This window comes from Martelella sp. AMO21009, assembly GCF_053484295.1.
Genome location: NZ_JBAKFR010000035.1, coordinates 1 through 22323, shown reverse-complemented (window position 1 = coordinate 22323; position 22323 = coordinate 1). Strand labels below are relative to the sequence as shown.

General features: G+C 61.2%; 20 protein-coding genes and 2 pseudogenes. 10 read left to right on the top strand and 12 right to left on the bottom strand.

What is annotated here, in order from left to right; translation table 11 throughout:
• The first annotated feature begins 192 nt into the window (after nucleotides 1-192).
• A complete protein-coding gene (locus V6766_RS22355) occupies nucleotides 193-1299 on the top strand; it encodes an ROK family protein (RefSeq protein WP_448470339.1) in 1107 nt (368 codons plus the stop codon).
• A 67-nt stretch (nucleotides 1300-1366) separates the two neighbouring features.
• Here the strand turns inward: V6766_RS22355 and V6766_RS22350 are convergent, their stop codons facing one another.
• The gene (locus tag V6766_RS22350; RefSeq protein WP_448470337.1) at nucleotides 1367-1975 is read right to left on the bottom strand and encodes a hypothetical protein; all 609 of its coding nucleotides are present in this window, start codon (nucleotides 1973-1975) and stop codon (nucleotides 1367-1369) included.
• A 106-nt stretch (nucleotides 1976-2081) separates the two neighbouring features.
• Between V6766_RS22350 and V6766_RS22345 the strand changes: the two genes are divergently transcribed.
• Both V6766_RS22345 and V6766_RS22340 read left to right on the top strand, forming a co-directional pair.
• On the top strand, nucleotides 2082-3161 hold the full coding sequence (locus tag V6766_RS22345; protein ID WP_448470335.1) for a PRC-barrel domain-containing protein: 1080 nt from the start codon (nucleotides 2082-2084) through the stop codon (nucleotides 3159-3161).
• 311 nt (nucleotides 3162-3472) lie between these two features.
• Nucleotides 3473-6019, top strand: a complete 2547-nt coding sequence (locus V6766_RS22340; protein WP_448470333.1) for a membrane-bound PQQ-dependent dehydrogenase, glucose/quinate/shikimate family — start codon at nucleotides 3473-3475, stop codon at nucleotides 6017-6019.
• A 332-nt stretch (nucleotides 6020-6351) separates the two neighbouring features.
• Here the strand turns inward: V6766_RS22340 and V6766_RS22335 are convergent, their stop codons facing one another.
• From V6766_RS22335 to V6766_RS22325, 3 genes are all read right to left on the bottom strand, one after another.
• Complete coding sequence (locus V6766_RS22335) at nucleotides 6352-7656, bottom strand: TRAP transporter large permease (RefSeq protein ID WP_448470331.1); 1305 nt, start codon at nucleotides 7654-7656, stop codon at nucleotides 6352-6354.
• 138 nt (nucleotides 7657-7794) lie between these two features.
• The gene (locus tag V6766_RS22330; RefSeq protein ID WP_448470329.1) at nucleotides 7795-8391 is read right to left on the bottom strand and encodes a TRAP transporter small permease; all 597 of its coding nucleotides are present in this window, start codon (nucleotides 8389-8391) and stop codon (nucleotides 7795-7797) included.
• A 1-nt stretch (nucleotide 8392) separates the two neighbouring features.
• Nucleotides 8393-9385 (bottom strand): TRAP transporter substrate-binding protein, encoded by a 993-nt coding sequence (locus tag V6766_RS22325; protein ID WP_448470327.1) that lies wholly within the window; start codon nucleotides 9383-9385, stop codon nucleotides 8393-8395.
• 413 nt (nucleotides 9386-9798) lie between these two features.
• Here V6766_RS22325 and V6766_RS22320 point away from each other — a divergent pair, with 413 nt between their 5' ends.
• A complete protein-coding gene (locus V6766_RS22320) occupies nucleotides 9799-10710 on the top strand; it encodes a LysR substrate-binding domain-containing protein (protein ID WP_448470325.1) in 912 nt (303 codons plus the stop codon).
• Here V6766_RS22320 and V6766_RS22315 read toward each other — a convergent pair.
• Genes V6766_RS22315 through V6766_RS22280 form a run of 8 tightly spaced genes read right to left on the bottom strand, consistent with a single transcriptional unit; the run spans nucleotide 10707 to nucleotide 17325 of the window.
• Entirely contained in the window at nucleotides 10707-11915 is a 1209-nt protein-coding gene (locus V6766_RS22315) for an aspartate transaminase (protein WP_448470323.1), read from the bottom strand. The two genes, V6766_RS22320 and V6766_RS22315, sit on opposite strands and share 4 nt — an antisense overlap.
• 34 nt (nucleotides 11916-11949) lie before the next feature.
• A complete protein-coding gene (locus tag V6766_RS22310; RefSeq protein WP_448470321.1) occupies nucleotides 11950-12726 on the bottom strand; it encodes an SDR family oxidoreductase in 777 nt (258 codons plus the stop codon).
• 38 nt (nucleotides 12727-12764) lie between these two features.
• Complete coding sequence (locus V6766_RS22305; protein ID WP_448470319.1) at nucleotides 12765-13526, bottom strand: LamB/YcsF family protein; 762 nt, start codon at nucleotides 13524-13526, stop codon at nucleotides 12765-12767.
• The gene (locus tag V6766_RS22300) at nucleotides 13523-13933 is read right to left on the bottom strand and encodes a hypothetical protein (RefSeq protein ID WP_448470317.1); all 411 of its coding nucleotides are present in this window, start codon (nucleotides 13931-13933) and stop codon (nucleotides 13523-13525) included. Before V6766_RS22300 ends, V6766_RS22305 begins: the two co-directional genes overlap by 4 nt.
• 1 nt (nucleotide 13934) lies before the next feature.
• Nucleotides 13935-14903: a 5-oxoprolinase subunit C family protein gene (locus tag V6766_RS22295; RefSeq protein WP_448470315.1), complete on the bottom strand. Its 969-nt coding sequence runs from the start codon at nucleotides 14901-14903 to the stop codon at nucleotides 13935-13937.
• On the bottom strand, nucleotides 14900-15553 hold the full coding sequence (pxpB, locus tag V6766_RS22290; RefSeq protein WP_448470313.1) for a 5-oxoprolinase subunit PxpB: 654 nt from the start codon (nucleotides 15551-15553) through the stop codon (nucleotides 14900-14902). The genes V6766_RS22295 and pxpB overlap by 4 nt, the downstream gene beginning before the upstream one ends.
• The gene (gene accC, locus V6766_RS22285) at nucleotides 15546-16916 is read right to left on the bottom strand and encodes an acetyl-CoA carboxylase biotin carboxylase subunit (protein ID WP_448470311.1); all 1371 of its coding nucleotides are present in this window, start codon (nucleotides 16914-16916) and stop codon (nucleotides 15546-15548) included. The genes pxpB and accC overlap by 8 nt, the downstream gene beginning before the upstream one ends.
• On the bottom strand, nucleotides 16909-17325 hold the full coding sequence (locus V6766_RS22280; protein WP_448470309.1) for an acetyl-CoA carboxylase biotin carboxyl carrier protein: 417 nt from the start codon (nucleotides 17323-17325) through the stop codon (nucleotides 16909-16911). The genes accC and V6766_RS22280 overlap by 8 nt, the downstream gene beginning before the upstream one ends.
• A 221-nt stretch (nucleotides 17326-17546) precedes the next feature.
• On the opposite strand from V6766_RS22280, the gene V6766_RS22275 reads away from it, so the two are divergent.
• The 6 genes and pseudogenes from V6766_RS22275 to V6766_RS22250 form a co-directional block, all read left to right on the top strand.
• Nucleotides 17547-18221 carry a 4-carboxy-4-hydroxy-2-oxoadipate aldolase/oxaloacetate decarboxylase gene (locus V6766_RS22275; protein ID WP_448470307.1) on the top strand — a complete coding sequence of 225 codons (675 nt, stop codon included), beginning with the start codon at nucleotides 17547-17549 and terminating at the stop codon, nucleotides 18219-18221.
• 37 nt (nucleotides 18222-18258) lie between these two features.
• On the top strand, nucleotides 18259-19023 hold the full coding sequence (locus V6766_RS22270; RefSeq protein WP_448470305.1) for an SDR family oxidoreductase: 765 nt from the start codon (nucleotides 18259-18261) through the stop codon (nucleotides 19021-19023).
• A pseudogene (locus V6766_RS22265) lies at nucleotides 19023-19584 on the top strand (gluconokinase). Before V6766_RS22270 ends, V6766_RS22265 begins: the two are co-directional and overlap by 1 nt.
• A gap of 19 nt (nucleotides 19585-19603) precedes the next feature.
• Nucleotides 19604-20638, top strand: coding sequence for an L-idonate 5-dehydrogenase (locus tag V6766_RS22260; protein ID WP_448470303.1), 1035 nt, complete (start codon nucleotides 19604-19606; stop codon nucleotides 20636-20638).
• A 57-nt stretch (nucleotides 20639-20695) separates the two neighbouring features.
• The gene (locus tag V6766_RS22255) at nucleotides 20696-21643 is read left to right on the top strand and encodes a 2-hydroxyacid dehydrogenase (protein ID WP_448470301.1); all 948 of its coding nucleotides are present in this window, start codon (nucleotides 20696-20698) and stop codon (nucleotides 21641-21643) included.
• Nucleotides 21644-21838: 195 nt separating this feature from the next.
• Nucleotides 21839-21928 (top strand): annotated as a pseudogene (locus tag V6766_RS22250) (IS6 family transposase); the annotation flags it as partial.
• Nucleotides 21929-22323: the final 395 nt, after the last annotated feature.

Sequence of the window (22323 nt, the reverse complement as noted above, 5' to 3'; positions counted from 1 at the left end):
GCGTGTCACTCTTGCCGAATGTCAAGAACATGGCGACCTTAACAGGGCTATATAATATTTCAAGTGGAATTAATAACTAGGTCGATTGACCGTCGGAAGACCCGTCGCTAGTTTGCGGTCATGGCGGGACATTTCGCAGATCTTGATACTGGCGTGAACCAGAAGCGCGGCGGGCACTTTAACGAGCGTCTGATGATGTCGCTCATTCATCGCCAGGGCGCGGTTTCCGCCGGCCATCTTTCGCAACAGACCGAGCTTTCGTTCCAGACCGTGTCGGTCATTTTGCGCCGGCTGGAGCAGGATGGCCTTTTGAAACGTGGCACGCCGGTGCGCGGACAGATCGGCAAGCCGCTGACGCCGTTCATGATCGATCCTGACGGCGCCTATGCGTTCGGTCTCAAGGTCGGTCGCAGGAGTTGCGATCTCGTTCTGCTCGACCTTTCCGGAGCCTGCCGGGCGATCCGTCGGTTGCGTTATGACCGACCGGAGATCAACGACATCCTGAAATTTCTTCGCACCGCCATGGCGGCGATAAGACGCGGCCTTGATGACGAGCGGAACGCCCGCGTCGTTGGTCTCGGCATCGCCGTGCCCGGCAAGGTCGGCGACTGGCCGGAGCGGTTTGCGCTGCCGTCTGCCGTGCCGACCGTTCCCTGGGACAGCGTCAACCTGACCGCCGAGATCGCGCGCTTCACCGATATACCGATCGTCATCGAAAACGACGCGACGGCTGCCTGCCTTGCCGAATATGCCTTCGGCGAAGGCAAGGACCTGACGGATTTCGGTTATTTCTTCGTCGGCACCTTTGTTGGCGGCGGGCTGGTGATCGAGGACAAGGTGTTTCGGGGCGGACGCGGGCACGCCGGCGCTTTCGGGGCGATACGAGTGACGACAGCGGAAGGCGGCGAGGCCCAGCTTGTGGAATGCGGCTCTCTGCATCTGCTGGAAACCGCGCTGAAGGAAGCGGGCAAGGACCCTTCGATCGTCTACGGGCGGCAGAAGCGCTGGAGCGGATTTTCGCAGATTCTTGATGCCTGGATCGCCCGCGTGGCGCCCGAACTGGCGCGCGGCATCGTCAATGTCTGCGCCGTCACCGACTTTGATGTCGTGTTCATTGACGGCGGATTTCCGGCCCACGTCCGAAGCCAGCTCGTGGAGCGGATCCGAACGGAACTCGACAGTCTGGACACGCAGGGAATACTGCCGGTGGCAGTCAAGGAAGGCAGCATGGGCCCGGATGCGCGGGCCTTCGGTGCAGCGGCCGGTCTTCTCGTGTCGAATTTCTTTCCGCGGTACTGAACGGACCGCGTGTAAGAAGACCTCATAACGTCGTGACGCTCAGTGACGGGAATGCCGAGGTCGAGGACTAGAGCGTCGGGCGATAATCCACTGGCTGGATCGCGGTTGAAGTGCAAAGTTTTGCAAAAAATGCCCGAGTCCCACTTCGAAGTGCAAAACGACACCGGGCGGCAGGGGGGCCGGAGGCGATGAGGGCGGCATTGCGCAGCGAGCCAATCGTGCCGCGGTTGACCTCCTTACCGAAATTCTTTGAGAGTTCAGCGCGGGTGACGGGATGGAAGTAGCCGACGGCCATCAGCACCGTGGATTCGAACTCGGACAGAACCGAAAAGATACAACATCTTACCGCCCCTCCCCTTGAGTTGTTCCCTTTGCCGGCAGCGCTCCGACAGGCGCCATCGCAGCGTTCGGGCTCGCTTTGATCGTGCAAGACGGGCTGCTCTTCATTCTCGCGTGGCTGGGCTGGGCAGTTGCTCTGAGCGGAATACTTCTGGCTTCTCGCAGGGAGCTGAGGGTTGGAACGCGGGTAAAACCGCTGTCCTGCTCGCAGAAACGTCTCAAACGCAAATCGGCAAAAGCCTGGAACATTTGCCCGATCACCCAGTTCGCGGAGTGTCAGAAACAGAAAGGAGGAAAAAATGAAGAATTTAAGCATCAAAGGTTTGGAAAGAACCACAGCTGTGCTTCTTCTGTCACTCGCTTCAGCGACGCCAGTGGTGGCGCAGGCCGATCAAGACGATGCCAAAGGCGGTGCTTCGAAAGGCAATGCAGAGTTCGCAGAGATGAGCCGTGCCGTGTTCGTCGCCTGGGACGCCGACGAGAGCGGCAATCTCGATCACGAGGAAATTCTTCGCGGGGTCTTTTCCACCTGGGACAAGGATGGCAACAACGAGCTGGATCAAAATGAATATAACGCCGGCCTGACCAGTTGGTCCGGCACGGACGCCAAGCCAGCATTCAGTGATATCTCGGGCGACGACGATGTCGCGACGCAGGAGGAGTTCGTCTCCGGGATGCGTGGTTCAGACACGATGGCGCAACTCGGTTTCGATAACGAAAATCTTGATGCCGATGCTTTCAGTGTCGTACTGTTCAGCATCTACGACACGGACGGCAATCAGGAGCTTTCCGAAAACGAGTACGGCTCTGGAAGCGCCAACGCGGCCAAGGTCCGCGTTCCGGGCTCGAATGCGGGCGCGGTTCGTGCGCAGGATGTCATCGCCCTTGCCGACTGGAACACGGATGAGCTCTACGCGAGCGGCGTCAGCGTCGACCACATACTCGATGACGTCGCCGTCTATGGCGAGACGGGAGAGGAAATCGGCAGCGTGGAAAATATCGTGTTCGACCGAAGCGGCGAGATCCGGTCGATCATCGCCGAAGTCGGCGGCTTCTGGGATCTGTTTGATACCCACGTGAACGTGCCCTGGGACGAGGTTCAGTTTGAAACCGACCGCATCACTGTTCCCGTGAACGAGGACAACCTCCCGGATTACGGCATGTTCAAGCCGAGCTATCTCGCTGCGCGGGAAGCTTCGAGCGAGACCCAGGTTGTCGATGATGATCTGAGGACCGGACCGGTCGCCTTCCGCGCAACCGATCTGATCGGTGACTTCGCAAGGGTGGAGGATGGCGACATCTATAGCGATTACGGCTATATCAACGATCTCGTCATCGATGACGGGCGGCTTGCCGCCGTGGTCGTCAGCCCCGAGGACGGCTATGGCGTCCGCAGGCCCTACGCCTATCCCTATTACGGCTACGGCTATGCGCCGGGCAGCAGCTATTACGATATGCCCTATGACAGGGATGAGGCAACCGCCGCCGCGCAGAACGAAGAACAACAGTCAGCGACGCAATAGTTGACGTTGGCGAAAACCGGAGCCGCCGGGTGCGGACTCCGGTTTTTCGTTATCCGCACGGACTGTACGTGCAAGCAGAATGCGCTGCTGCATCTGGCGACAGGGCCCGAGAGGAAAAGTGGAATCCGGTTTTTCGACAACCCGCCGCGGCAAAGCAAAAACTGGATCATCGGGCGCGTGAGAAGACGAGGGGCGTGTCGCGCAAGGCGAACGTTGGAAACCTGTTGGCGCTCCCCGGCTTTTTCTGCCTCTGCATTCGACCACGTTCGGACGTCGCAGCGCGCATCTCCAAAAGCTGAAGGGACAGGTTCATGACCCATCAAACAGAGCATCGACAATCCCGCCACCCCATAGCCCACTGGTATGCCATTCTGCTTGGAGCGCTGCTGGTCCTGCTTGGCGCCGTGATCGGCGCCGGCGGCGTCTGGCTGATTTCGCTTGGCGGCTCCTGGTACTATCTCATCGCCGGATTGGGCCTCGTGGCTTCAGGCGTACTGATGACAAAAGGCAAGGTCTCCGGCGCGCTCCTCTATGGCGCGACCTACATTTTCACGCTTGTCTGGGCGGTGTGGGAAGTGGGGCTGCAGGGCTGGCCTCTGGTGCCGCGCCTTGTGGCGCCCACCGTTATTCTCGCGCTTGTCGCGCTTGCGGTGCCTGAGCTGCGCCGCCGCGATCCGGCGCTATGGCGAGGGGGCCGGAGCACGACAGCGGCGACAGCGGTGCTTGCGGCAATCGGCCTCGGCGCGCTGACCGCGCAATGGTCCGCAGGGCCACCCGCCTTCGCCCAGGCGGACACCAGTGAAGAAACGCAATCTGCGCCTGAAACGCCTGCCGATTTGCGTGGCGGCGTCGTGCTGGAGCCGGAGAACGAGCCGGGCGAGCGATCGATGACGCAGAGCGACGCCGACGCATCGGAAGCCGGCGAAACCCGTCCGGCACTGGCGATGCGCGAGGCGGGAGAAGACTGGCCGGCCTGGGGCGGCAGCATCCACGGCGATAAATATTCGCCGCTCACCCAGATCACGCCCGAAAATGTCGGCGATCTTGAGCGCATCTGGGAATTTCACACCGGAGACCTTCCCGGACCGGAAGCCAAGGGCAAATATTCCCCGGAAAACACGCCGCTGAAGATCGGCGACAAGCTGTTCACCTGCACCCCCATGGGCAATATCATCTCGATCGATGCACAGTCGGGCAAGGAGGAATGGCGCTTCGATCCGGACGTGCCCGCAGATGCAATCCCGTATGGCGCGACCTGCCGCGGCGTCAGCTATTTTGAAGTGCCTGATGCCGATCCCTACGACCCTTGCGCGACGCGCATCATCTGGGGAACGCTCGATGCCCGCCTGATCGCCATCGATGCCGAAACCGGTCAGCGTTGCAACGACTTCGGCGACAATGGCATGGTCTATCTCGAACGCGGCCTCGGCGAGACCGTTCCGGGGTGGTATGCGATGTCCTCTCCGCCGACCATCGTGCGCGGCGTGGTCGTTGTCGGTGCCCAGGTGACGGACGGCAATGCGGAGGATTCGCCTTCCGGCGTCATCCGCGGCTTCGATGCCGTTACCGGCGAATTCGAATGGGCCTGGGACATGGGCCGACCGGGCGATACAAGCCAGGCCGGGCCAGACGAGGTCTATACGCGCGGCACGCCCAATATGTGGACCACCGCTGCCGGGGACGAGGAACTCGGCTATGTGTACCTCCCGCTCGGCAATTCGGCGGTCGACTATTACGGCTCCAACCGCAGTGAAGCGGAGAACGAATATTCGACATCTCTGGTCGCCATCGATGTGACGACGGGCCAGCCTGTCTGGCATTTCCAGACCGTCCATCGAGACGTCTGGGACTATGACCTCGGCAGCCAGCCGACACTGGTTGATTTTCCAACCGATGAAGGCTCCGTCCCGGCACTGGTTCTCGCCTCCAAACAGGGGGATATCTACATCCTCAACCGCGAGACCGGGGAATCGCTGTTTCCCGTCGAGGAACGGCCAGTGCCGCAGGGAGGCGTCGAGCCCGACTATATTGCGCCGACGCAGCCTTTCTCCGCCTATCACACGCTGGCCTTTCCGCGGCTGGAAGAGAAAGACATGTGGGGCATGTCGCCGATTGACCAGCTCTGGTGCCGGATCCAGTTCAGGCGGTCGCATTATGACGGCATCTACACACCGCCCACAACGGATCAACGCTGGATACAATATCCGGGTTACAACGGCGGCAATGACTGGGGCTCGGTCGCCGTCGATCCGGAACGCGGCCTTCTGATCGCCAATTACAACAACATGCCGAACCACAACAGGCTGGTGCCGCGTGAAGAGGCAGAAGAAGCGGGCGTGAGGGCCATTTACGAGCCACCAATGGAAGGAGAGTCTCCGTTGGCCGACGCCGGTCCGCAGATCGGCGCGCCCTATGCGATCGACGTCAATGCCGGCTGGCGCGTCAAATTTACCGGTTTGCTCTGCAAGGAGCCGCCCTATGGCGGGATTCGCGCCATCGATCTGGCAACCGGCGATACGGTCTGGGACCGGCCCTTCGGTTCGGCGGCCAGAAACGGACCTTTTGGCATTCCCTCCATGCTGCCGATCACCATCGGCACGCCGAACAATGGCGGTCCGGCCGTCACCGCGAGCGGACTGATCTTCATCGCAGCGACCACGGATAATCTGATCCGCGCGATCGACTCTGAAACCGGCGAAACGCTCTGGAGCGACAGACTGCCGGGCGGCGGCCAGGCCAATCCGCTCGTGGTCGAGGTCGCGGGGCGGCAGTTCGTGATCATCTACCCCGGCGGTCACCACTTCATGGAAACGCCGATCAGCGACACGATCATCGCCTACGGTCTGCCAGAAAGCTGACGGAAGCTTTCGAGCATTAAACGCGCCATGAATGGTCGACACCGGTCCGCCTCTCTTCCAAGGGAGGCGGACTTCGCTTGTGCGGCGTTCGAGGTCCTGTTCATCGCCCAGCGCCATTGCGGCGGCTGGTCTGGCCGAAACGTTCAAGTACGTCCACTTGGCGCACAATCGCGGTCCAGGATCAGCGCCAGTTAAACAGCTTGGTAACACCTTTGGAATATCGAAAAGGGTTGCAGACGTTGCGATCTCGCTCGACCCGTTCGCAAAACTCGGCGCCAAAGAGCTTGGGGCATTATCTTTAGACACTAAGTCGGTCGCATGTCGGTTTCGCGCTAGCCGTAAAGCATGTCCGGTAGGAATGTGACGATCTGAGGGAACAGGGCCAGCAACAGCACGAACATGATCATGATCACCAGGAAGGGGAAGGTCACCTTGGCGATATAGGCCGTGCTGCGGCCGGTAATGTTCTGTATCACCGCGAAATTAAACGCCACCGGCGGCGTGATCTGGGCCATTTCGACGACCAGCACCATAAAGATGCCGAACCAGAGCTTGTCGAAGCCGGCCGCTTCCACCAGCGGCAGGACCACCGGCAAAGTCGTCGCAATCATCGCGAAGCCCTCAAGCGCCGTGCCGAGGATCAGATAGAGCGCGATCAGCGCAATGATCAGCAGGATCGGCGACAGGTTCATCTCGGTCACGAAGTTGGCGACGGCGGAGGGTATGCCGAGCGTGGAGGTGATATTGCCGAGCACTGAGGCGCCGAGAATGATGATGCCCATGACCGAACATGTCTGCACCGCGCCAAGCACGATGTCGCGCATCACCCGCAGCGACAGTGCCTTCTGGAAAAGGGCAACGAGAAAGGCGCCGACGACGCCGAGCGCCGCGGCTTCCGAGGGCGTTGCGAGACCGCCATACATCGAACCCAGCACGCAGACGATCAGGAACATCGCGGGCGCGAGATCGCGCAGCGCCGCAACGCGCTGACGGAAGGGAATGTGGCGCAGCGCGCGCTCGCTTTCGGGAACAAGGTCCTTCTTGATGCTGCTGCGGATCATGATGTAGGCGCCGAAGGTCGAGGCCAGCAGCAGACCCGGAATGAAGCCGGCGGTAAACAGTCTTACAACGGATTCATTGGCGAGAACGCCATACATGATCATCACCGTCGAGGGCGGGATCAGGAAGCCGAGCGTGCCCGCGCCTGCGAGGCTGCCGATGGCAAGTTCCGGCGAATAGCCGCGGTTCAGGAGTTCCTTCAGCGTCATGCGCCCGACGACCTGCGTGGTCGCCGCCGACGAGCCGGAAATTGCCGCAAAGATCGAACAGCCGACGATGTTGACGTGCAGCAGGCGGCCCGGCAGCAGGCCTGCCCATGGCGCAAGTCCCGAAAACAGCGCCTGTGAAAGCTTGGTGCGAAACAGGAATTCGCCCATCAGAATAAACAGCGGCAGGGCCACCAGATCGGGCGTCGTCAGAATGTTGAAGATATACTGCGGAAACAGCCGGTCGATCGGAATGTGGGTGAAGAAGGCGGCAAGGCCGATCGCGGTCGTCAGCAGCGCAATGCCGATCCATGCGCCTGCGGCGAGAGTTCCGAACAAAAGCCCGAAAAGGCTTGCGACGACCGTTCCCATAAGTTCACCTTTGATTAAAGCTGCGGTCTCTGCCGCACCGGCGCTGTTCCGGTGAAAAAATCACCTCAAATGCGCTTTTCATTGTCTTGGACGTGTCCGGCGGAAAGGCGACATCCGCTCCTGCCGGATATGCCTCAGTCACTCGATGGCGCTGGCCGCGCCCAATTGGGGATCGTTGACCAAATTGCCGCAAAGAGCGGTGATAAACCGCGCGATCATCTGGAAGGCCAGGATGGCAGCGCCAAGCGTCAGCACGGCCTGGGGGATCCACAGCGGCGTGAAACTCTCCTGCGAGACATCGCCATAGCCGTAGTTGCGCAGCGTGAACTTGAACAGCCAGACCGCCAGGGTGACGGTGACGGCGGAACCGAGCGCGGCGGAAACAATCTCGAGAACCCGCACAAGCCCGGCTCGACCCGAAGAAAGAATGATTTCAACGCGCAGCTGCAACCCCGCCCGCAGTGTCATGCCGGAGCCCAGCAGAAAGGCCGCGCCCATCAGATAGGCGCTATACTCCCAGCCAATGCCGGTTCCCGAAGGGACAAAGCTCAGATAGCGGCTGAAGAAGGCGAGCAGGATATCCGTCAGCACCAGCAGTGTCAGGCCTGCGATGCAGAGCCCGGCAAGCCATGCGCCGAGGAGTGAAACCAGATCTGCGGTCCTTTGCAGGACCGCAGCAGGTCCACGAAATCCGCCGAGGGGGCGGGTGTTTTCGCGAGACGGGGTATCACTCATTTCAGTCTTGCGCGCTTTTCGTTGCGAGGAATTCGTCGGCATAGGGCTTGGCGTCCGGAACGCGTTCGAAGAACTCAGACTGTACGGTCGTGGCCTTGTCGGCGATCTCCGCCTTCAGCTCATCCGAAAGCGGGACCAGGATCATGCCGTTTTCTTCCATGACCGCGATGCTCTTTTCGTCGGCTTCACGCGAAACGTCCCAGAACGCGGGCTCCAGTTCGGCGGCGACTTCAAGAATGGCGGCCTGATCTTCTTCGGAAAGATCGTTCCAGACATCCATGTTGATGGTAACCGCGTTGGATCCCCAGGTGTGGTTGGTCGGGTAGATGTATTCCAGGAATTCCCAGAAGCGGCCGTCAACGCCGGAGGTGGCGGAGGTGGCAACGCCATCGACGCGGCCGGAAGCCAGCGCGGGCAGAAGCTCGCCCCACGGCATGACGACGCCGTCCATGCCGATGCTGCTGATGATGTCGACGGTGTTCTTGTCGGCGCCGCGCACCGGGATGCCAGCGAAATCCTCGATGTTTTCAATCTTTTCCTTTAGGTAGACATACTGTGCCGGCGACGGCACCATGTAGATCAGCTTCTGGTTATACTGCTCGAACAGCTTCTCGAATTCGGGACGCAGATAGGTGTGGTATTCCTTCAGCTCATCCATCGAGGTGACCAGGAAAGGCACGCCCTCGGCGCCGAACATGGGATTGGAGCCGACCTGCTGGCTGATGTTAATGTCGGCCATGTCGACAAGACCATCGCGGACTGCGGCAAGCTGGTCGGGGCCTTTGAAGCCGAGCGAACCGGCGGCGTTTACGGTGATGGTCACCTCGCCATCGGTGGCCTTCTCGACGGCTTCGGCAAAGGTCCGGGCATTGTCGACCATGAAGTTGCCTTCCGGAAGAACGTCGGAAAAGCGGAGATTGGTTTCCGCGGCGGCGATGCTCGCAGAGGCGATCAGCGCGGCGGTAGCGATGCCGGTTGTTTTAAGCAGTTTCATACTTCTGTTCCCTACTTCGTTGCGATCAACCGGTGGCGCAAAGGCATTTCACACACGCCCGGAAGACCTGAACCCATTTTTTTTACGCAGTTCCGCAGGTTAGAGATGTTGTTCGTAAAGGAAAAACACTGGTTCGCTCTGATGTGATCGTGAAAACCTATGTTTAGGTCTGCTTGCGCGCCCGGCTGCGCAGCGCCTAAAGTACGATCGACGCCCGGTCCGCCACGTTCGATCGCGCAGCTTCTATCGGGGCGTTTCACAGGAGGCTACAACAAATCGGCGTTTTCATGTATATCCGCCGCAAAAAGCCGTCGTATGTCGTGCCCGTCTCGGTGTCAGTCGTCGCGATACTGCGTCTCAAAGCCAGATAAAACTGCGTATGGCACAAAAGCGCGATTGCAGGGACGAGCGTCATGGATATCCGCAAGCTGAAGTCTTTCGTCAAGATCATCGATATCGGCAGCATCACCCGCGCTTCTGCGATGCTGCATATTGCCCAGCCTGCACTCAGCCAGCAGATCGCAGCTCTTGAGGCCCACTACGGCCGGCAATTGTTGATCCGCTCCAAACGCGGCGTTGTCCCGACAGAGGCGGGCAAGGTGCTCTATCGCCATGCGCAGCGCATCCTGCGCCAGATCGATGAGGCCGAACTCGATATCGCCAGCGCATCCGAGGAGATCACCGGCGTCGTGCGGGTCGGCCTTGCGCCGCTCGGTCTCGGTGCGCTTCTGGCAGCGCAATTGATCAAGAAGATACGTGCGGAGTATCCGGGCATCGTGCTCTACGTCAACGAGAATGTCGGCGGCGGGACCATGAGCGAGTTGCTGATGACCGGCAAGATGGATGTGGCGCTGATCTTCTATCCCGGTCCCATTCCAAGCCTCGGCTTCGAACGCATACTGACCGAGGAACTGCATTTCGTGACGGTTTCGGAGGAATTCGATGAGGGCGCGGATGTTGGCTTTGCCGATGTGGCGCAGCGCGATCTGATCCTGCCGAGCCGGGTTCATACCCTGCGGCAGGTCATCGAGACCAATCTCGGCCGCATGAGCCTTGCCCCGCGCATTATCGCCGAGACGGAGTCGATCTCCGTGCTTTCCAACGCACTGGGCGAAGGGCTCGGAGACACGATCCTGCCGCTGTCTGCCTCCAAGGCCGTGCAGCGCCGATTGCCGGAAGCGCGCAGCTTCCGCATCCGCAATCCCAACATGCGCATCAACATGTCGGTCTGCTGGTCGGCGCAATTGCCGTTGAGCGAGGCGACGATGGTGGTTCAGGAAAACCTCGTCGCACTCGCCCGCCAGAATAGCGAACAGCAGGATTAGCTGAGTTTCGCGACCGCATCCGCGATTTTGGCGCAGGCGGCTTCGATGACTTCCATCGACGTTGCTGTCGAGATACGGAAATAGGGCTCAAGCCCGTAGGCGCCGCCATGCACCGATGCAACGCCCGCCTCTTCCAGGAGGTAAAGGCTGAAATCGAGATCGGTCTCGATGGTCTTGCCGGCCGGCGTCTTCTTGCCGATGACGCCGGCGCAGTTTGGATAAAGATAGAAGGCGCCGTCCGGCAACAGGCAGGAAAGTCCGGGGATTCCATTGATCAGCTCATGCGCGCGATCACGGCGCTCGCGATAGACCGTGACGTTTTCGTCGACGCTGTCCTGCGGACCGGTCAGCGCAGCAGCGGCGGCGGCCTGGCTGATGGAGGAGGGGCAGGACGACATCTGTGACTGCAGCTTGTTGATCGCGTCGATCAAGAATTTCGGCCCGACCGCATAGCCGATCCGCCAGCCTGTCATGGCGTATGACTTGGAAACGCCGTTGACGACCAGCGCCTGATCGGCAAGCTCCGGCATCACGCTCACAATGCTCTGTGCCGGAAAATCTGCAAACCAGATGCGGTCATAGATTTCGTCGCACATCACAAGCACATCGGGATGCCGCTTGATGACCGCGCCGAGCGCGCGCAGTTCTTCGGCGGTGTAGGCAGCGCCCGTCGGGTTCGACGGCGAATTCAGGATCACCCATCGGGTGCGCGGGGTGATCGCAGCTTCGAGCGCCTCCGGCGTCAGCTTGAAGCGGGAGCTCTCGTCGCAATTGACGATCACCGGCGTGCCGTCATTGGCGACGACCATGTCCGGGTAGGAGACCCAGTAGGGTGCAGGCACGATGACTTCCGTACCTGTCTCGACTGTCGCCATCATTGCCACGAACAGGATCTGTTTCGCCCCGCCGCCGACACAGATGCGGTCGAGATCGCAGTCGATGTCGAGCCTGGTCTTGAAGTCATGCTGGATGGCCTTGCGCAGGGCGACCGTGCCGTTGACCGGCGTATATTTGGTGTCGCCTTCAGCGATTGCCTTTACGCCGGCCGTCTTGATCGTGTGCGGGGTGTCGAAATCCGGTTCGCCCACCGTGAGGTTCAGGATTTCGCGGCCTTCGGCCTTGAGATCGCGCACCTTCTGGGCGGCGGCGGTGCTTGGAGAGATGCGGATCGATGTCACGCGCGTGGCAAGTTTTTCTGCCGGCATAATGTGCTCCTCGGATTGCTGTTGTGGCTGCGGGCTATTTGTTGCCGGTGAGGATGACGTCGTCGCCGACGCGTTTGGCCGTCCTCAGGCCGCCCGGGACCTGCAGGGTCGGCAGGAGTTCGATCAGGCCGATATTGACGTATTGCGGCGTGCCGATCGCATATTCGACCGCGTCGGCAATGTCGGAAACCTGCGGCATCTCGAAGCCTTCGAAATACTTCTCGCGGGCTTCCTCGGCGCTGATCTTTTCGACGCGGGCGAAGATATCGGTCTCGACCCGGCCGGGGCTGATTTCGGTGACCCGCACGCGGCGTCCAAAGGCATCGACCCGCAGTTGCCGGGAAACAGTGTGCATTGCGGCCTTGGTGGCGTGATAGGCGATGTGACCGCCGAATTCGTAGTGGCCGGCCATCGAGGTAATGTTGAAGATATGCCCGCGGTCGCGCTCCATCATCTTCGGCAGCAGCAGGCGGGCGAGATGCAGGCCAGCGCGCAAGTTGACGTCGATCTGTTCGTCGATATCGAAGGCATCCGACTGGAGAATGCTGCCAGGCCGCGAGACGCCAGCGCAATTGACCAGCACGTCAATATCAAGCCCGGAGACCACTTTCGTCACCGCCTCGGTATCTGAAACATCGAGCACGTGCGTGACGATGTTGTTGTTCGTCGCGGCAATTTCCTCAAGGCTCTTTGCGTTGCGCGCAACGGCGTGGACTTTCAGCCCCTTTTCGGCCAGCCTTTCGGCGATAGCGCGGCCCATGCCGGTGGAAGCGCCCGTGACGAGTGCGGTTTTGTAATCAGAAGCGGGCATCGGTATTCCTTGTGTTCGATATGTCTCAGAATTCGGCGTCAACGGTGCGACAGCGGTGCAATCGCGCCGCCGGCAGACAGGATTTTCGCTCTCAGCAGGCTTGCCAGTTCGAGCGCGCCGGGCGTATCGGAATGAATGAGGACTGACTGCACCTGCATGTCGATTTCCTCGCCCGTGACGCAGGTGATCTTCTGCTCGCCCAGCACCTGGAAGACGCGCGCTAGCACCGCATCCACGTCTTTGATGACAGCGCCCGGCTGGTTGCGTGGTGCAAGCTGGCCGTTCGGCAGATAGCCGCGGTCTGCGAGAAACAGCCGGACGATCTTGCGCCCGCGCTCAAGCGCCGCCTTTTCCAGCGCGCTTCCAGGCAGGACCAGGAAGGCGATCTCGGGGTCGAAATCGCCCGTCGCGTCGGCAAGCGCCTCGGCGATCGCCGCATCGGCGCTAGCCAGATTGCCAAGCGCGCCATGGGGATTGAGGTGGGTGATCCGGTGGCCGGCGCGGCGCGCAAAGGCATCGAGCGCGCCAAGCTGGTAGAGGACATGGGCCTGCAATTCGCTTAGCGGCATATCCATCTTGCGGCGACCGAAACCCATCCTGTCAGGGAAAGCCACATGGGCGCCGAGATCGACGCCCTTTTCCTTGGCGAGACGGACGGTACGGTCCATGATCACCGGATCGCCGGCATGATAGCCGCAGGCGACATTGGCGGAGGTGATCTGGTCCATCAGCGCTGCATCATCAGCGATCTCGTAAGGGCCGAAGCCTTCGCCCAGATCCGCGTTGATATCGATTTTCATGCCTCAGCCTCCAGTTCGAATACAATATCGCCATAGCCCACCACCGCGCCGGACGTGGCGCCGCCTGCGGCTATGATGCCAGATGCCGGCGCTTCGATCGGCGCTTGCGCGCAGCCGTCGGCGACGTAACCCATGATCTGTCCCTTGCGGACATTTGAGCCGGGCGCGATCGGGGCAAGGCCGTCGCCATCGCCGCACGGCCGAAACAGGCCGAGCGCAGGGCTCTTGACGGAGACGCGCGTGGCGGGAATGAGTCCGCTTTCCAGGGACGCTTCATTTGCCGTTTCAACGGCCGCCTCAGGCAGAACGAGTTCCAGAAAGCCATCGACGCCATCGACCCTGAGCTCCCGGATACCGGTCTTGCGCATGCCTGCGATGAGGTCTTCGAGTTCGGTTTCGGAAAACATCTCAGCTCCAGCTTTGAAACAGTCTGCGGCCGGCAGTCAGTTGCTGCCGGGCTTCTTCGAGAAAGGCCGCGAAGGCTTCTTCGGCCTTTCTCATTGCGTCGAAAGTGAGCGGCTCGAACCGGATCAGGTCACCGGGCCGGGCCTGCGCCACGCGCCAGAGATCGGCGTCGATAACGCAGCCGATCTTGGGGTAGCCGCCCATGGTCGCGGCATCGGCAAGCTGAATGATTGGCTGGCCGGATGCCGGCACCTGGATGATTCCGGGCGCGATGCCATGCGAGCGCAACTCACCTTCTGTCCACCGTTCCAGTATCGGGCCCTCAAGGCGGTAGCCCTGGCGGTTGCTCTGCGGCGTGACCTTGAAGGCTTCGCCGTGAAACGCCTTCAGCGCCGCCTCGGTGAATTCATTGGTTTCCGCCGAGGCGATCACGCGCAGGCGGATTTCCGTCTCTCCGGCCTGGCGCAGCGGCGGTAGATTGAAGCTGATATCGCAAACGCTGTATGTGGGCGTGCGCCCCCGAAGCCGGTCGCCGGGCTTCAGGGCCCGACCGTCAAGGCCGCCAAAAGCCTCGCGCAACTGGGTGCTGCGCGAACCCAGAATTTCCGGCACGTCAATGCCGCCGGGAAGCGCGAGATAGACCCGTGCGCCATCCCGCATCGCGCCGAATTCAAGAATCTGCCCGGCGCGCGCCGTACCTGCAAAGCAGCGGGGCAAGGCGATGCCGTCAAGGGTCGCGCCGCAGGCAGCGCCGGCAATCGCAAATCCGGTATCCTCGATGATCCTGAACCGCCCCGGCGTCAGCGGTATCTCAAGCGTTGCGTCATCATCGGCATTGCCGAGAAGCCAGTTGGCAAGGCAATGGCCAAGCGGGTCCATGGTGCCTGCCGATCCGAGACCCTCGGCCCAGTGACCATGTCGCCCGAGATCCTGAACAGTGGCAAGTGCGGGAAGCGAGACAACCTCGATCATGCGATTACCTCCACCGGCGTGAACCGGATCTGGTCGCCGGGAACGAGAAGGGCGGCAGGGTTGCGCGCAGGATCGAAGAACACGGTGTCGGCCGTGCCGATCGTGTTCCAGCCGCTGGGTCCGGCCGAGGCCGATACCCCGGTCTGCAGTCCGGCGAGCGAAAGCGAGCCGCCCGGAAGGCTCTGCAGCGGCACCTTGCGGCGCGGCGTTTGAAGGCGCGGATCGAGCCCGCCGAGATAGCAGTAGCCTGCATGGCTGCCCACCGCGAATACCGTGTAGCTGGGGGCGGCGTGAAGGCGCACAACTTCGTCGACGCCAAGGCCGGTCATGTCGGCGACTTCGTGAATGTGGGGGCCGCCCACGCCGCCATAGGTGATGTCGATTTCGATCACCTTGCCCGTCAATTCCCTGGTGCGGCCGCTTTTCCATAGCGCATCAAGGCGCATTTCCAGTATATCGAGGTCGGACGGCACATCCGTCAGCCGCAGGGTCAGATTGGTCATGCCCGGCACGGCCTCGGCCACGCATTTCCATGTCGCGACCTCCTCGGCTATGGCCCAGATGCGCTGCTGATGGGGGAGATCGAAGGGGCAATCGACCTGATAGATCAGGGCGCGGCTGCCGATCGGAAACAAGCCCTGTTTACGCATGGTCGCCCGCCTTGTCCTTCAACAGTCGTTCGAGATGGTGGATCGAAACGCCGCCCGCGGCAAAACCCGGCTCGGCGATAAGGTCATGGTGGAGGGAAAGGTTGGTTTTGATCCCCTCAATCCGCATTTCCGCAACCGCCGCACGGGCGCGCGCCAGTGCCTCTGCCCGGTTCGCGCCATAGGCGATCACCTTGGCGATCATCGAATCGTAATGGGCGGAAACCGTGCCGCCGGCATTCATGTGCGTGTCGACGCGGATGCCTGGGCCTCCCGGAAGATGCAACGCGGTAACCTGTCCTGGACTTGGCGCAAAGGTTTCCGGGTCTTCGGCATTGATCCGGCACTCGACCGCGTGGCCGGCCGTTGCGATGTCGCCCTGCGCGAAGGGCAGGGGTTTGCCGCAGGCCATCTCGATCTGTAATGCTAAGATATCGAGGCCCGTGACCATTTCAGTAACCGGGTGTTCCACCTGAATGCGGGTGTTCATCTCGATGAAGTAGAACTGGCCGTCCTCATAAAGAAATTCGAACGTACCGGCGCCGACATAGCCGATATCAATGCAGGATTGTGCGCAACGCGAACCGATCTCGGCGACCAGCGCGCGGTCGATCCCGGGAGCAGGCGCCTCTTCGATGAGCTTCTGGTGACGGCGCTGCATCGAACAGTCGCGATCGCCGAGCCAGACGGCGTGGCCATGGGCATCGGCCATGATCTGGATTTCGACATGGCGGGGGCGCTCGAGGAATTTCTCTAGATAGATTTCGGCATTACCGAAGAAGCGTTCGGCCTCCTGTCGCGTCAGCATGGCCGCCTCGGCAAGCTCTTCGCCGCGCCGCACGACCCGCATGCCGCGTCCGCCGCCGCCGCCAGCCGCCTTGAGGATCACGGGGAAACCTGTTTCTTCGGTCACCCTCAGCATATCGGCCTCATCCGCCGGCAATGCGCCCTTGGAGCCGGGTACGCAGGGAACGCCGGCGGCAAGCATGGCGGCCTTGGCCTCCACCTTGTCGCCCATGCGGCGCATGACGTCGGCATTCGGGCCTACCAGCGTCATGCCGGCCTTTTCCACCGCCTCGGCAAATTCAGGCTTTTCCGAGAGGAAGCCGTAACCGGGATGGATCAGGTCCGCATCAAGCAGGCGGGCAGCTCTGACAATGGCGGCGATATTGAGATAGCTCTTCGAAGCCGCCGCCGGCCCGATACAGATCGCGTCATCGGCAAGCGCGAGATGGGACGCGCCGCGGTCTGCTTCCGAAAAGCCGCAGACGACCCGCAATCCGAGCCGTTTTCCGGCCCGGATAATGCGCAGTGCAATTTCGCCGCGATTGGCGACGAACAGCGTTTTCTGTTTGGTCTCAGTCATCTGCAAATTTCATCAACATGGTGTCGGCATCGACTTGATCGCCGTCGTCGACAAGGATTTTCGCGATCACGCCGTCTTGTTCGGCAGTGATCGCCGTCATGATCTTCATTGCCTCGATAAGGCAAACGGTCTGGCCTTTCAAAACCCGGTCGCCGACCATCACGAAGGGACGCGCGCCCTGCTTTTCGGCGAGGTAGCAGACGCCGCCGAGCGGTGCGGAGATGCCTCTTGCTGCAGGCGCTTCATCCGCGATGGCGGTCAGAGGCGCAGGCGACGTGCCCGCTGCCGGCGAAACAGCGCCGCTCACCAGCGATACCTTGTTGCCGTCCTCCTCGTAAGAAAAGGCGGCAAGGCCGTTCCTTTGGACCCAGGCCATACGGGCGATCAGGTTTTCTGTCGTGATCGGCATAAAGTCTCCGCGTCCTGATTTGCGTTTGGAACCAGTGTTCAATCGAAAACTAGCATCGCAAGCATGCAATGACGTCAGAGCGCTTTGGCATGACGCGGGGCTGCGACATAGGCATTGCCGATTACATCAGATGCACACGGTCTTATCGCCCGGCCCTGCCGCTGCCTATGCTTGTCCGCAACAGGCGGGATACGTCCGCCGTCGCTAGGAAGGGTGAGGAAATGCCGCACATCACGACCAAAATCGAACGCGCCAAGCCGGAAGACGTGGCGGCGCTTGCCAAATTCGGCAGCGCCACGATTCACGAGGCGCAGGGGCGTCTCGGCGCGCTCAGCTCGCGCATCAAGCCGATCGATCGCAACATGTCGCTCTGCGGTCCGGCGTTCACGGTCGAAAGCTCGCCCCGCGACAACATTATGCTGCAGCTTGCGATCCATTATGCCCAGCCGGGCGATGTGATTGTCGTATCCGCCGGTGAATACGAGGAAGCCGGCAGTTTCGGCGATGTTCTCGGCAATGCCTGCCTTGCAAAGGGGATTGCCGGTGTCGTTACCGATACGGGCGTGCGCGATACGCTTCAGCTTATCGAACTCGGACTGCCGGTGTTCTCGCTCAGCGTCTGCATCAAGGGCACGGTCAAGGAAACGCTTGGCCGCGTCAATGCCGACATCATCGTCGGCGGCGAAGTGATCCGCCCCGGCGACGTCATCTGCGGCGATGCCGATGGCCTTGTCATGGTCAGGAAGGAAGACGCAGCCGAGGTGGCGAAGAAATCCCAGTCCCGCGAAGATGCCGAAGCCGGCTTCATCCAAGCCTACAAGGACGGCCGCACCATCATCGATGTCTGCAATCTGGAAGCCGTGCTGAAAGCCAAGGGTCTGACCACCGACCTTTAGGCCTACACTTCATTTTTCGCATGCAGGGAGATTTCGGATGTCGGACATGTTCAGACTGGATGGCAGAATTGCGCTGGTCACCGGCTCAAGCCAGGGGATAGGCAACGCGTTGGCGCAAGGGCTGGCGGACCAGGGCGCCATTCCGGTGATCAACGGTCGCGATGCAGCCAGGACCGAAGCTGCGGTCGAGGCTTTCCGCAAGCAGGGGATCAAGGCCTGGCCGGCGATCTTCGACGTGACGGACCGGGCTTCCGTGGAAGCCAGGATCGCAAAGACCGAGGACGAGATCGGACCGATCGAAATCCTCATCAACAATGCCGGCATTCAGTACCGCACGCCGCTTGAGGATTTCCCCGCCGAGCAGTGGCAGCGCCTGTTCGATACCAATGTTTCGGGCACATTCTACACCGGCCAGGCGGTGGCCCGGCACATGATCGGTCGCGGTCGCGGCAAGATCATCAATATCTGTTCGGTGCAGAGCGAACTCGCCCGGCCCGGCATTGCGCCCTATACCGCCACCAAGGGCGCGGTGCGCAACCTGACGCGCGGCATGTGCACCGACTGGGCGAAATACGGCCTGCAGATCAATGCGATCGCGCCGGGTTATTTCGAAACGCCGCTCAATCAGGCGCTCGTCGATGATCCCGCATTCACCGCCTGGCTTGAAAAGCGCACGCCCGCCGGAAGGTGGGGCAATGTCGAGGAATTGATCGGCGCCGCCGTGTTTCTCGCTTCATCGGCGTCGTCCTTCGTCAACGGCCACACGCTTGCCGTGGATGGCGGCATTACCGTGAGTGTCTGATGGCGGTTCAGGTCGTGGTCATGGGGGTCAGCGGTTGCGGGAAATCGACGCTGGGCCGCCGCCTCGCGGAGGCTTCTCAAGCTCGGTTTGTGGAAGGCGACGACCTCCACAGTGTCGACAACGTCTCCAGGATGCGCGCCGGCATCCCGCTTCAGGATGAAGATCGCTGGCCGTGGCTGGAGCGCATCAGCGAAGAGCTGGCGAGCGCAGGCAAGCAGGATAGCGGGGTCGTGGTCGCCTGTTCAGCGCTGAAGAAATCCTACCGCGATCTGTTGCGCCGGACGGCGGGACCGGGCCTTCGCTTCATCCATCTGCACGGAGAGCGCGCTGCGCTGAAAGCCCGTATGGAACCGGCAAGACCATTACATGCCTGCGGCCCTGCTGGAAAGCCAGCTCGCGACGCTCGAGCCGACCGATGGCGAGAGCGATGTGCTCGCGCTTGATTTCGCCTGTCCTGTCGATCGGCTGCAGACAAAGGCTGCCGCGTTTCTGCGCCAGTCGGCCAATTCCATCATCATCGATGCTTCGTTTCCCGTTCCGGCAGGCTCGGCACGACAATAATTTCCAGCAGGAGCACTTCATGAAAGCCGCCATCATTCATGCCGCAAAGGATTTGCGGATCGAGGAAATTGCGCCGCAACAGGTCGCAGCCGGTCAGGTCGAGGTCCAGATCGGCGTCGGCGGCATCTGCGGGTCCGATCTGCACTATTACAACCACGGCGGTTTCGGCGATGTCCGGATCCGCGAACCGATGATCCTCGGCCATGAGGTCGCCGGCACGGTGACCGCGCTTGGCGAGGGCGTGAGCGGGTTTGCCGTCGGCGACCGTGTGGCGGTGTCGCCGTCGCGGCCGTGCGGTGACTGTGCCTACTGCCAGAAGGGCCTTCAGAACCATTGCGTGAACATGCGCTTTTACGGCAGCGCCATGCCGATGCCGCACATCCAGGGCGCATTCCGGGAGCGTCTGGTTGCCGAAGCCTGGCAGTGCCATAAGGTCGCCGCTGGCGTTTCGCTGGGCGAGGCGGCGATGGCGGAGCCGCTGGCCGTGACGCTGCATGCCGTCAGCCGCGCCGGTTCGCTTCTGGGCAAGCGGGTGCTGATTTCCGGCTGCGGCCCGATCGGCGCGCTCTGCATCGTCGCGGCGCGGGCGCATGGCGCGCGTGAGATCGTCGTGACCGATGTGATGGCAGCAGCCCTCGGATATGGCGAAGCTGTCGGGGCCGACCGCACCATCAATGTCGCCGACAATTCGGAAGCGCTTGAAGCCTTTGGCGCAGGCAAGGGCTATTTCGACGTGATGTTCGAGGCATCCGGCAATGCGCGGGCGCTCGCAAGCGGCCTCAAGGCGCTTGCGCCGCGCGGCATCCTCGTTCAGCTCGGCCTTGGCGGCGATGTCGCCCTGCCGCAGAACCTCGTCGTTTCCAAGGAAATCGAAATTCGCGGCTCGTTCCGGTTTCAAGAAGAATACGGACTTGCTGTCGATCTGCTCAACAAGGGGCTTGTCGACGTCAAACCGCTCATCAGCGCCACCTATCCGCTGGCGAATGCCGTCGAGGCATTCGAAAACGCCGGCAATCGCGCGGGGTCGATGAAGGTGCAGTTGAAATTCGAATAGGCGCGATCGGATCGCTGCCGGGGCGGCGCACAACAATAAGATCAGAGGAAATTCCCAATGTCGAAACCGGATGTACTGCAGCTCGGTCCCTATCCCGAATGGGACATGGCGCGTCTGGACGGTCTTTTCACCATGCACCCCCTGTTTGCGGTTGAGGACAAGGCGGCATATCTCGCCGAACATGGCGGGAAGATTCGCGCCATCGCAACCCGCGGCGAGCTTGGCGCCGACGGGGCGCTGATCGAGGCCTTGCCGGCACTCGAAATCATCAGCGTCTACGGCGTTGGCTTCGATGCCGTCGATCTGGAGGCGGCGCTCGAGCGCGGGGTCCGCGTTACCAATACCCCCGATGTGCTGACCGGCGACGTCGCCGATTTCGGCATCGCGATGATGCTCTGCCTTTCACGCGGCATGATCGGCGCGGAAAACTGGGCGCGTTCCGGCGACTGGGCCGCGCATGGCACATATCCGGCCCAGCGCCGGGTATTCGGCAAGCGGGCAGGAGTACTGGGTCTCGGCCGCATCGGCTTCGAGGTTGCCCGTCGGCTTTCAGGCTTCGATATGGAGATCGCCTACAGCGATATCGGGCCGAAGGACTATGCGCGCGACTGGCAGTTCATCGACAACCCGATAGAACTCGCCGCCCGCTCGGATTTCCTGTTCGTGACGCTTGCCGCCTCGAAGGCGACGCGCCACACCGTCGGCCGCAGCGTTCTCGAAGCGCTCGGGTCGGACGGCATGCTGATCAATATATCGCGGGCCTCGAATATCGATGAAGAGGCTCTTCTTTCGGCGCTAGAGAGCGGAAAGCTCGGCGCCGCAGCGCTCGACGTGTTCGAAAACGAGCCGGATTTCGACCCGCGGTTTCGCGCATGCAGAAATGTCCTGCTTCAACCCCACCTTGCTTCCGGCACGGTTGAAACCCGAAAGGCCATGGGCAGACTGATGATCGATAACCTGGAAGCGCATTTCACCGGCGCCGCCCTGCCGACGCCGGTTATATGAAACGTCGCGGGTGATCAGGATAAGTTCTGGGTCGCAGATGAGGGCCCGTGACAACGGCGCCACAAAAGCTGGTCACGGTGCTGCCACGTTGGTTCTTCGTCAAAGGTTTTGCGGTAGTTGGGTGGCTTGACCTGCGTGTATCCGGCCTACAAAAATCATCGCTTTCTCGTCGACATCCTCTCCTGCATGGTCTGATTGTATTTTCAGTTCAATGTCAGCCTGCGGGAGGTCAACGAAAGGATGCTCGAGCGCGGCGTGGCAGTGTCGCACGAAACGATCCGCCAACGGTGACGGGCATCTGGCGGCACGATCACAGCGCAGTTGCGCCGCAAACCCGGTGCGGTTCAGTATGCCTGGGAATGATCGTCCGTTCGGCCGTCGAAAGATGGAGTCGGTCTCGATATCGACTTTCATGGCGCAATTGCTGGTCAGTTGCATCTCGCGCGGGGTGTTTTGGCGCGGAATAGCAAAAAGGCCTCGCTAGCTGAGAGCGAGGCCTTTGATATGATTGATAAAACATTGTTGGTTGCGGGAGCAGGATGTGGACACTGTTTTATTCAGACATGCTCTTCACGGACCCCAGACAGTAAACACATGACATTACTAGAAAACGCTTGGCACGAGGACTAGAGCATCAGGCGCGATGAATGAATCGTATGGGATTCCGTTTTGGTGTGATT

What these genes read in the sequence shown, in the direction of transcription:
- V6766_RS22355 (WP_448470339.1), top strand. Translation starts at nt 193, where the DNA reads ATGATGTCGCTCATTCATCGCCAGGGCGCGGTTTCCGCCGGCCATCTT.
- V6766_RS22345 (WP_448470335.1), top strand. Translation starts at nt 2,082, where the DNA reads ATGAGCCGTGCCGTGTTCGTCGCCTGGGACGCCGACGAGAGCGGCAAT.
- V6766_RS22340 (WP_448470333.1), top strand. Translation starts at nt 3,473, where the DNA reads ATGACCCATCAAACAGAGCATCGACAATCCCGCCACCCCATAGCCCAC.
- V6766_RS22335 (WP_448470331.1), bottom strand. Translation starts at nt 7,656, where the DNA reads ATGGGAACGGTCGTCGCAAGCCTTTTCGGGCTTTTGTTCGGAACTCTC.
- V6766_RS22330 (WP_448470329.1), bottom strand. Translation starts at nt 8,391, where the DNA reads ATGAGTGATACCCCGTCTCGCGAAAACACCCGCCCCCTCGGCGGATTT.
- V6766_RS22325 (WP_448470327.1), bottom strand. Translation starts at nt 9,385, where the DNA reads ATGAAACTGCTTAAAACAACCGGCATCGCTACCGCCGCGCTGATCGCC.
- V6766_RS22320 (WP_448470325.1), top strand. Translation starts at nt 9,799, where the DNA reads ATGGATATCCGCAAGCTGAAGTCTTTCGTCAAGATCATCGATATCGGC.
- V6766_RS22315 (WP_448470323.1), bottom strand. Translation starts at nt 11,915, where the DNA reads ATGCCGGCAGAAAAACTTGCCACGCGCGTGACATCGATCCGCATCTCT.
- V6766_RS22310 (WP_448470321.1), bottom strand. Translation starts at nt 12,726, where the DNA reads ATGCCCGCTTCTGATTACAAAACCGCACTCGTCACGGGCGCTTCCACC.
- V6766_RS22305 (WP_448470319.1), bottom strand. Translation starts at nt 13,526, where the DNA reads ATGAAAATCGATATCAACGCGGATCTGGGCGAAGGCTTCGGCCCTTAC.
- V6766_RS22300 (WP_448470317.1), bottom strand. Translation starts at nt 13,933, where the DNA reads ATGTTTTCCGAAACCGAACTCGAAGACCTCATCGCAGGCATGCGCAAG.
- V6766_RS22295 (WP_448470315.1), bottom strand. Translation starts at nt 14,903, where the DNA reads ATGATCGAGGTTGTCTCGCTTCCCGCACTTGCCACTGTTCAGGATCTC.
- pxpB (WP_448470313.1), bottom strand. Translation starts at nt 15,553, where the DNA reads ATGCGTAAACAGGGCTTGTTTCCGATCGGCAGCCGCGCCCTGATCTAT.
- accC (WP_448470311.1), bottom strand. Translation starts at nt 16,916, where the DNA reads ATGACTGAGACCAAACAGAAAACGCTGTTCGTCGCCAATCGCGGCGAA.
- V6766_RS22280 (WP_448470309.1), bottom strand. Translation starts at nt 17,325, where the DNA reads ATGCCGATCACGACAGAAAACCTGATCGCCCGTATGGCCTGGGTCCAA.
- V6766_RS22275 (WP_448470307.1), top strand. Translation starts at nt 17,547, where the DNA reads ATGCCGCACATCACGACCAAAATCGAACGCGCCAAGCCGGAAGACGTG.
- V6766_RS22270 (WP_448470305.1), top strand. Translation starts at nt 18,259, where the DNA reads ATGTCGGACATGTTCAGACTGGATGGCAGAATTGCGCTGGTCACCGGC.
- V6766_RS22260 (WP_448470303.1), top strand. Translation starts at nt 19,604, where the DNA reads ATGAAAGCCGCCATCATTCATGCCGCAAAGGATTTGCGGATCGAGGAA.
- V6766_RS22255 (WP_448470301.1), top strand. Translation starts at nt 20,696, where the DNA reads ATGTCGAAACCGGATGTACTGCAGCTCGGTCCCTATCCCGAATGGGAC.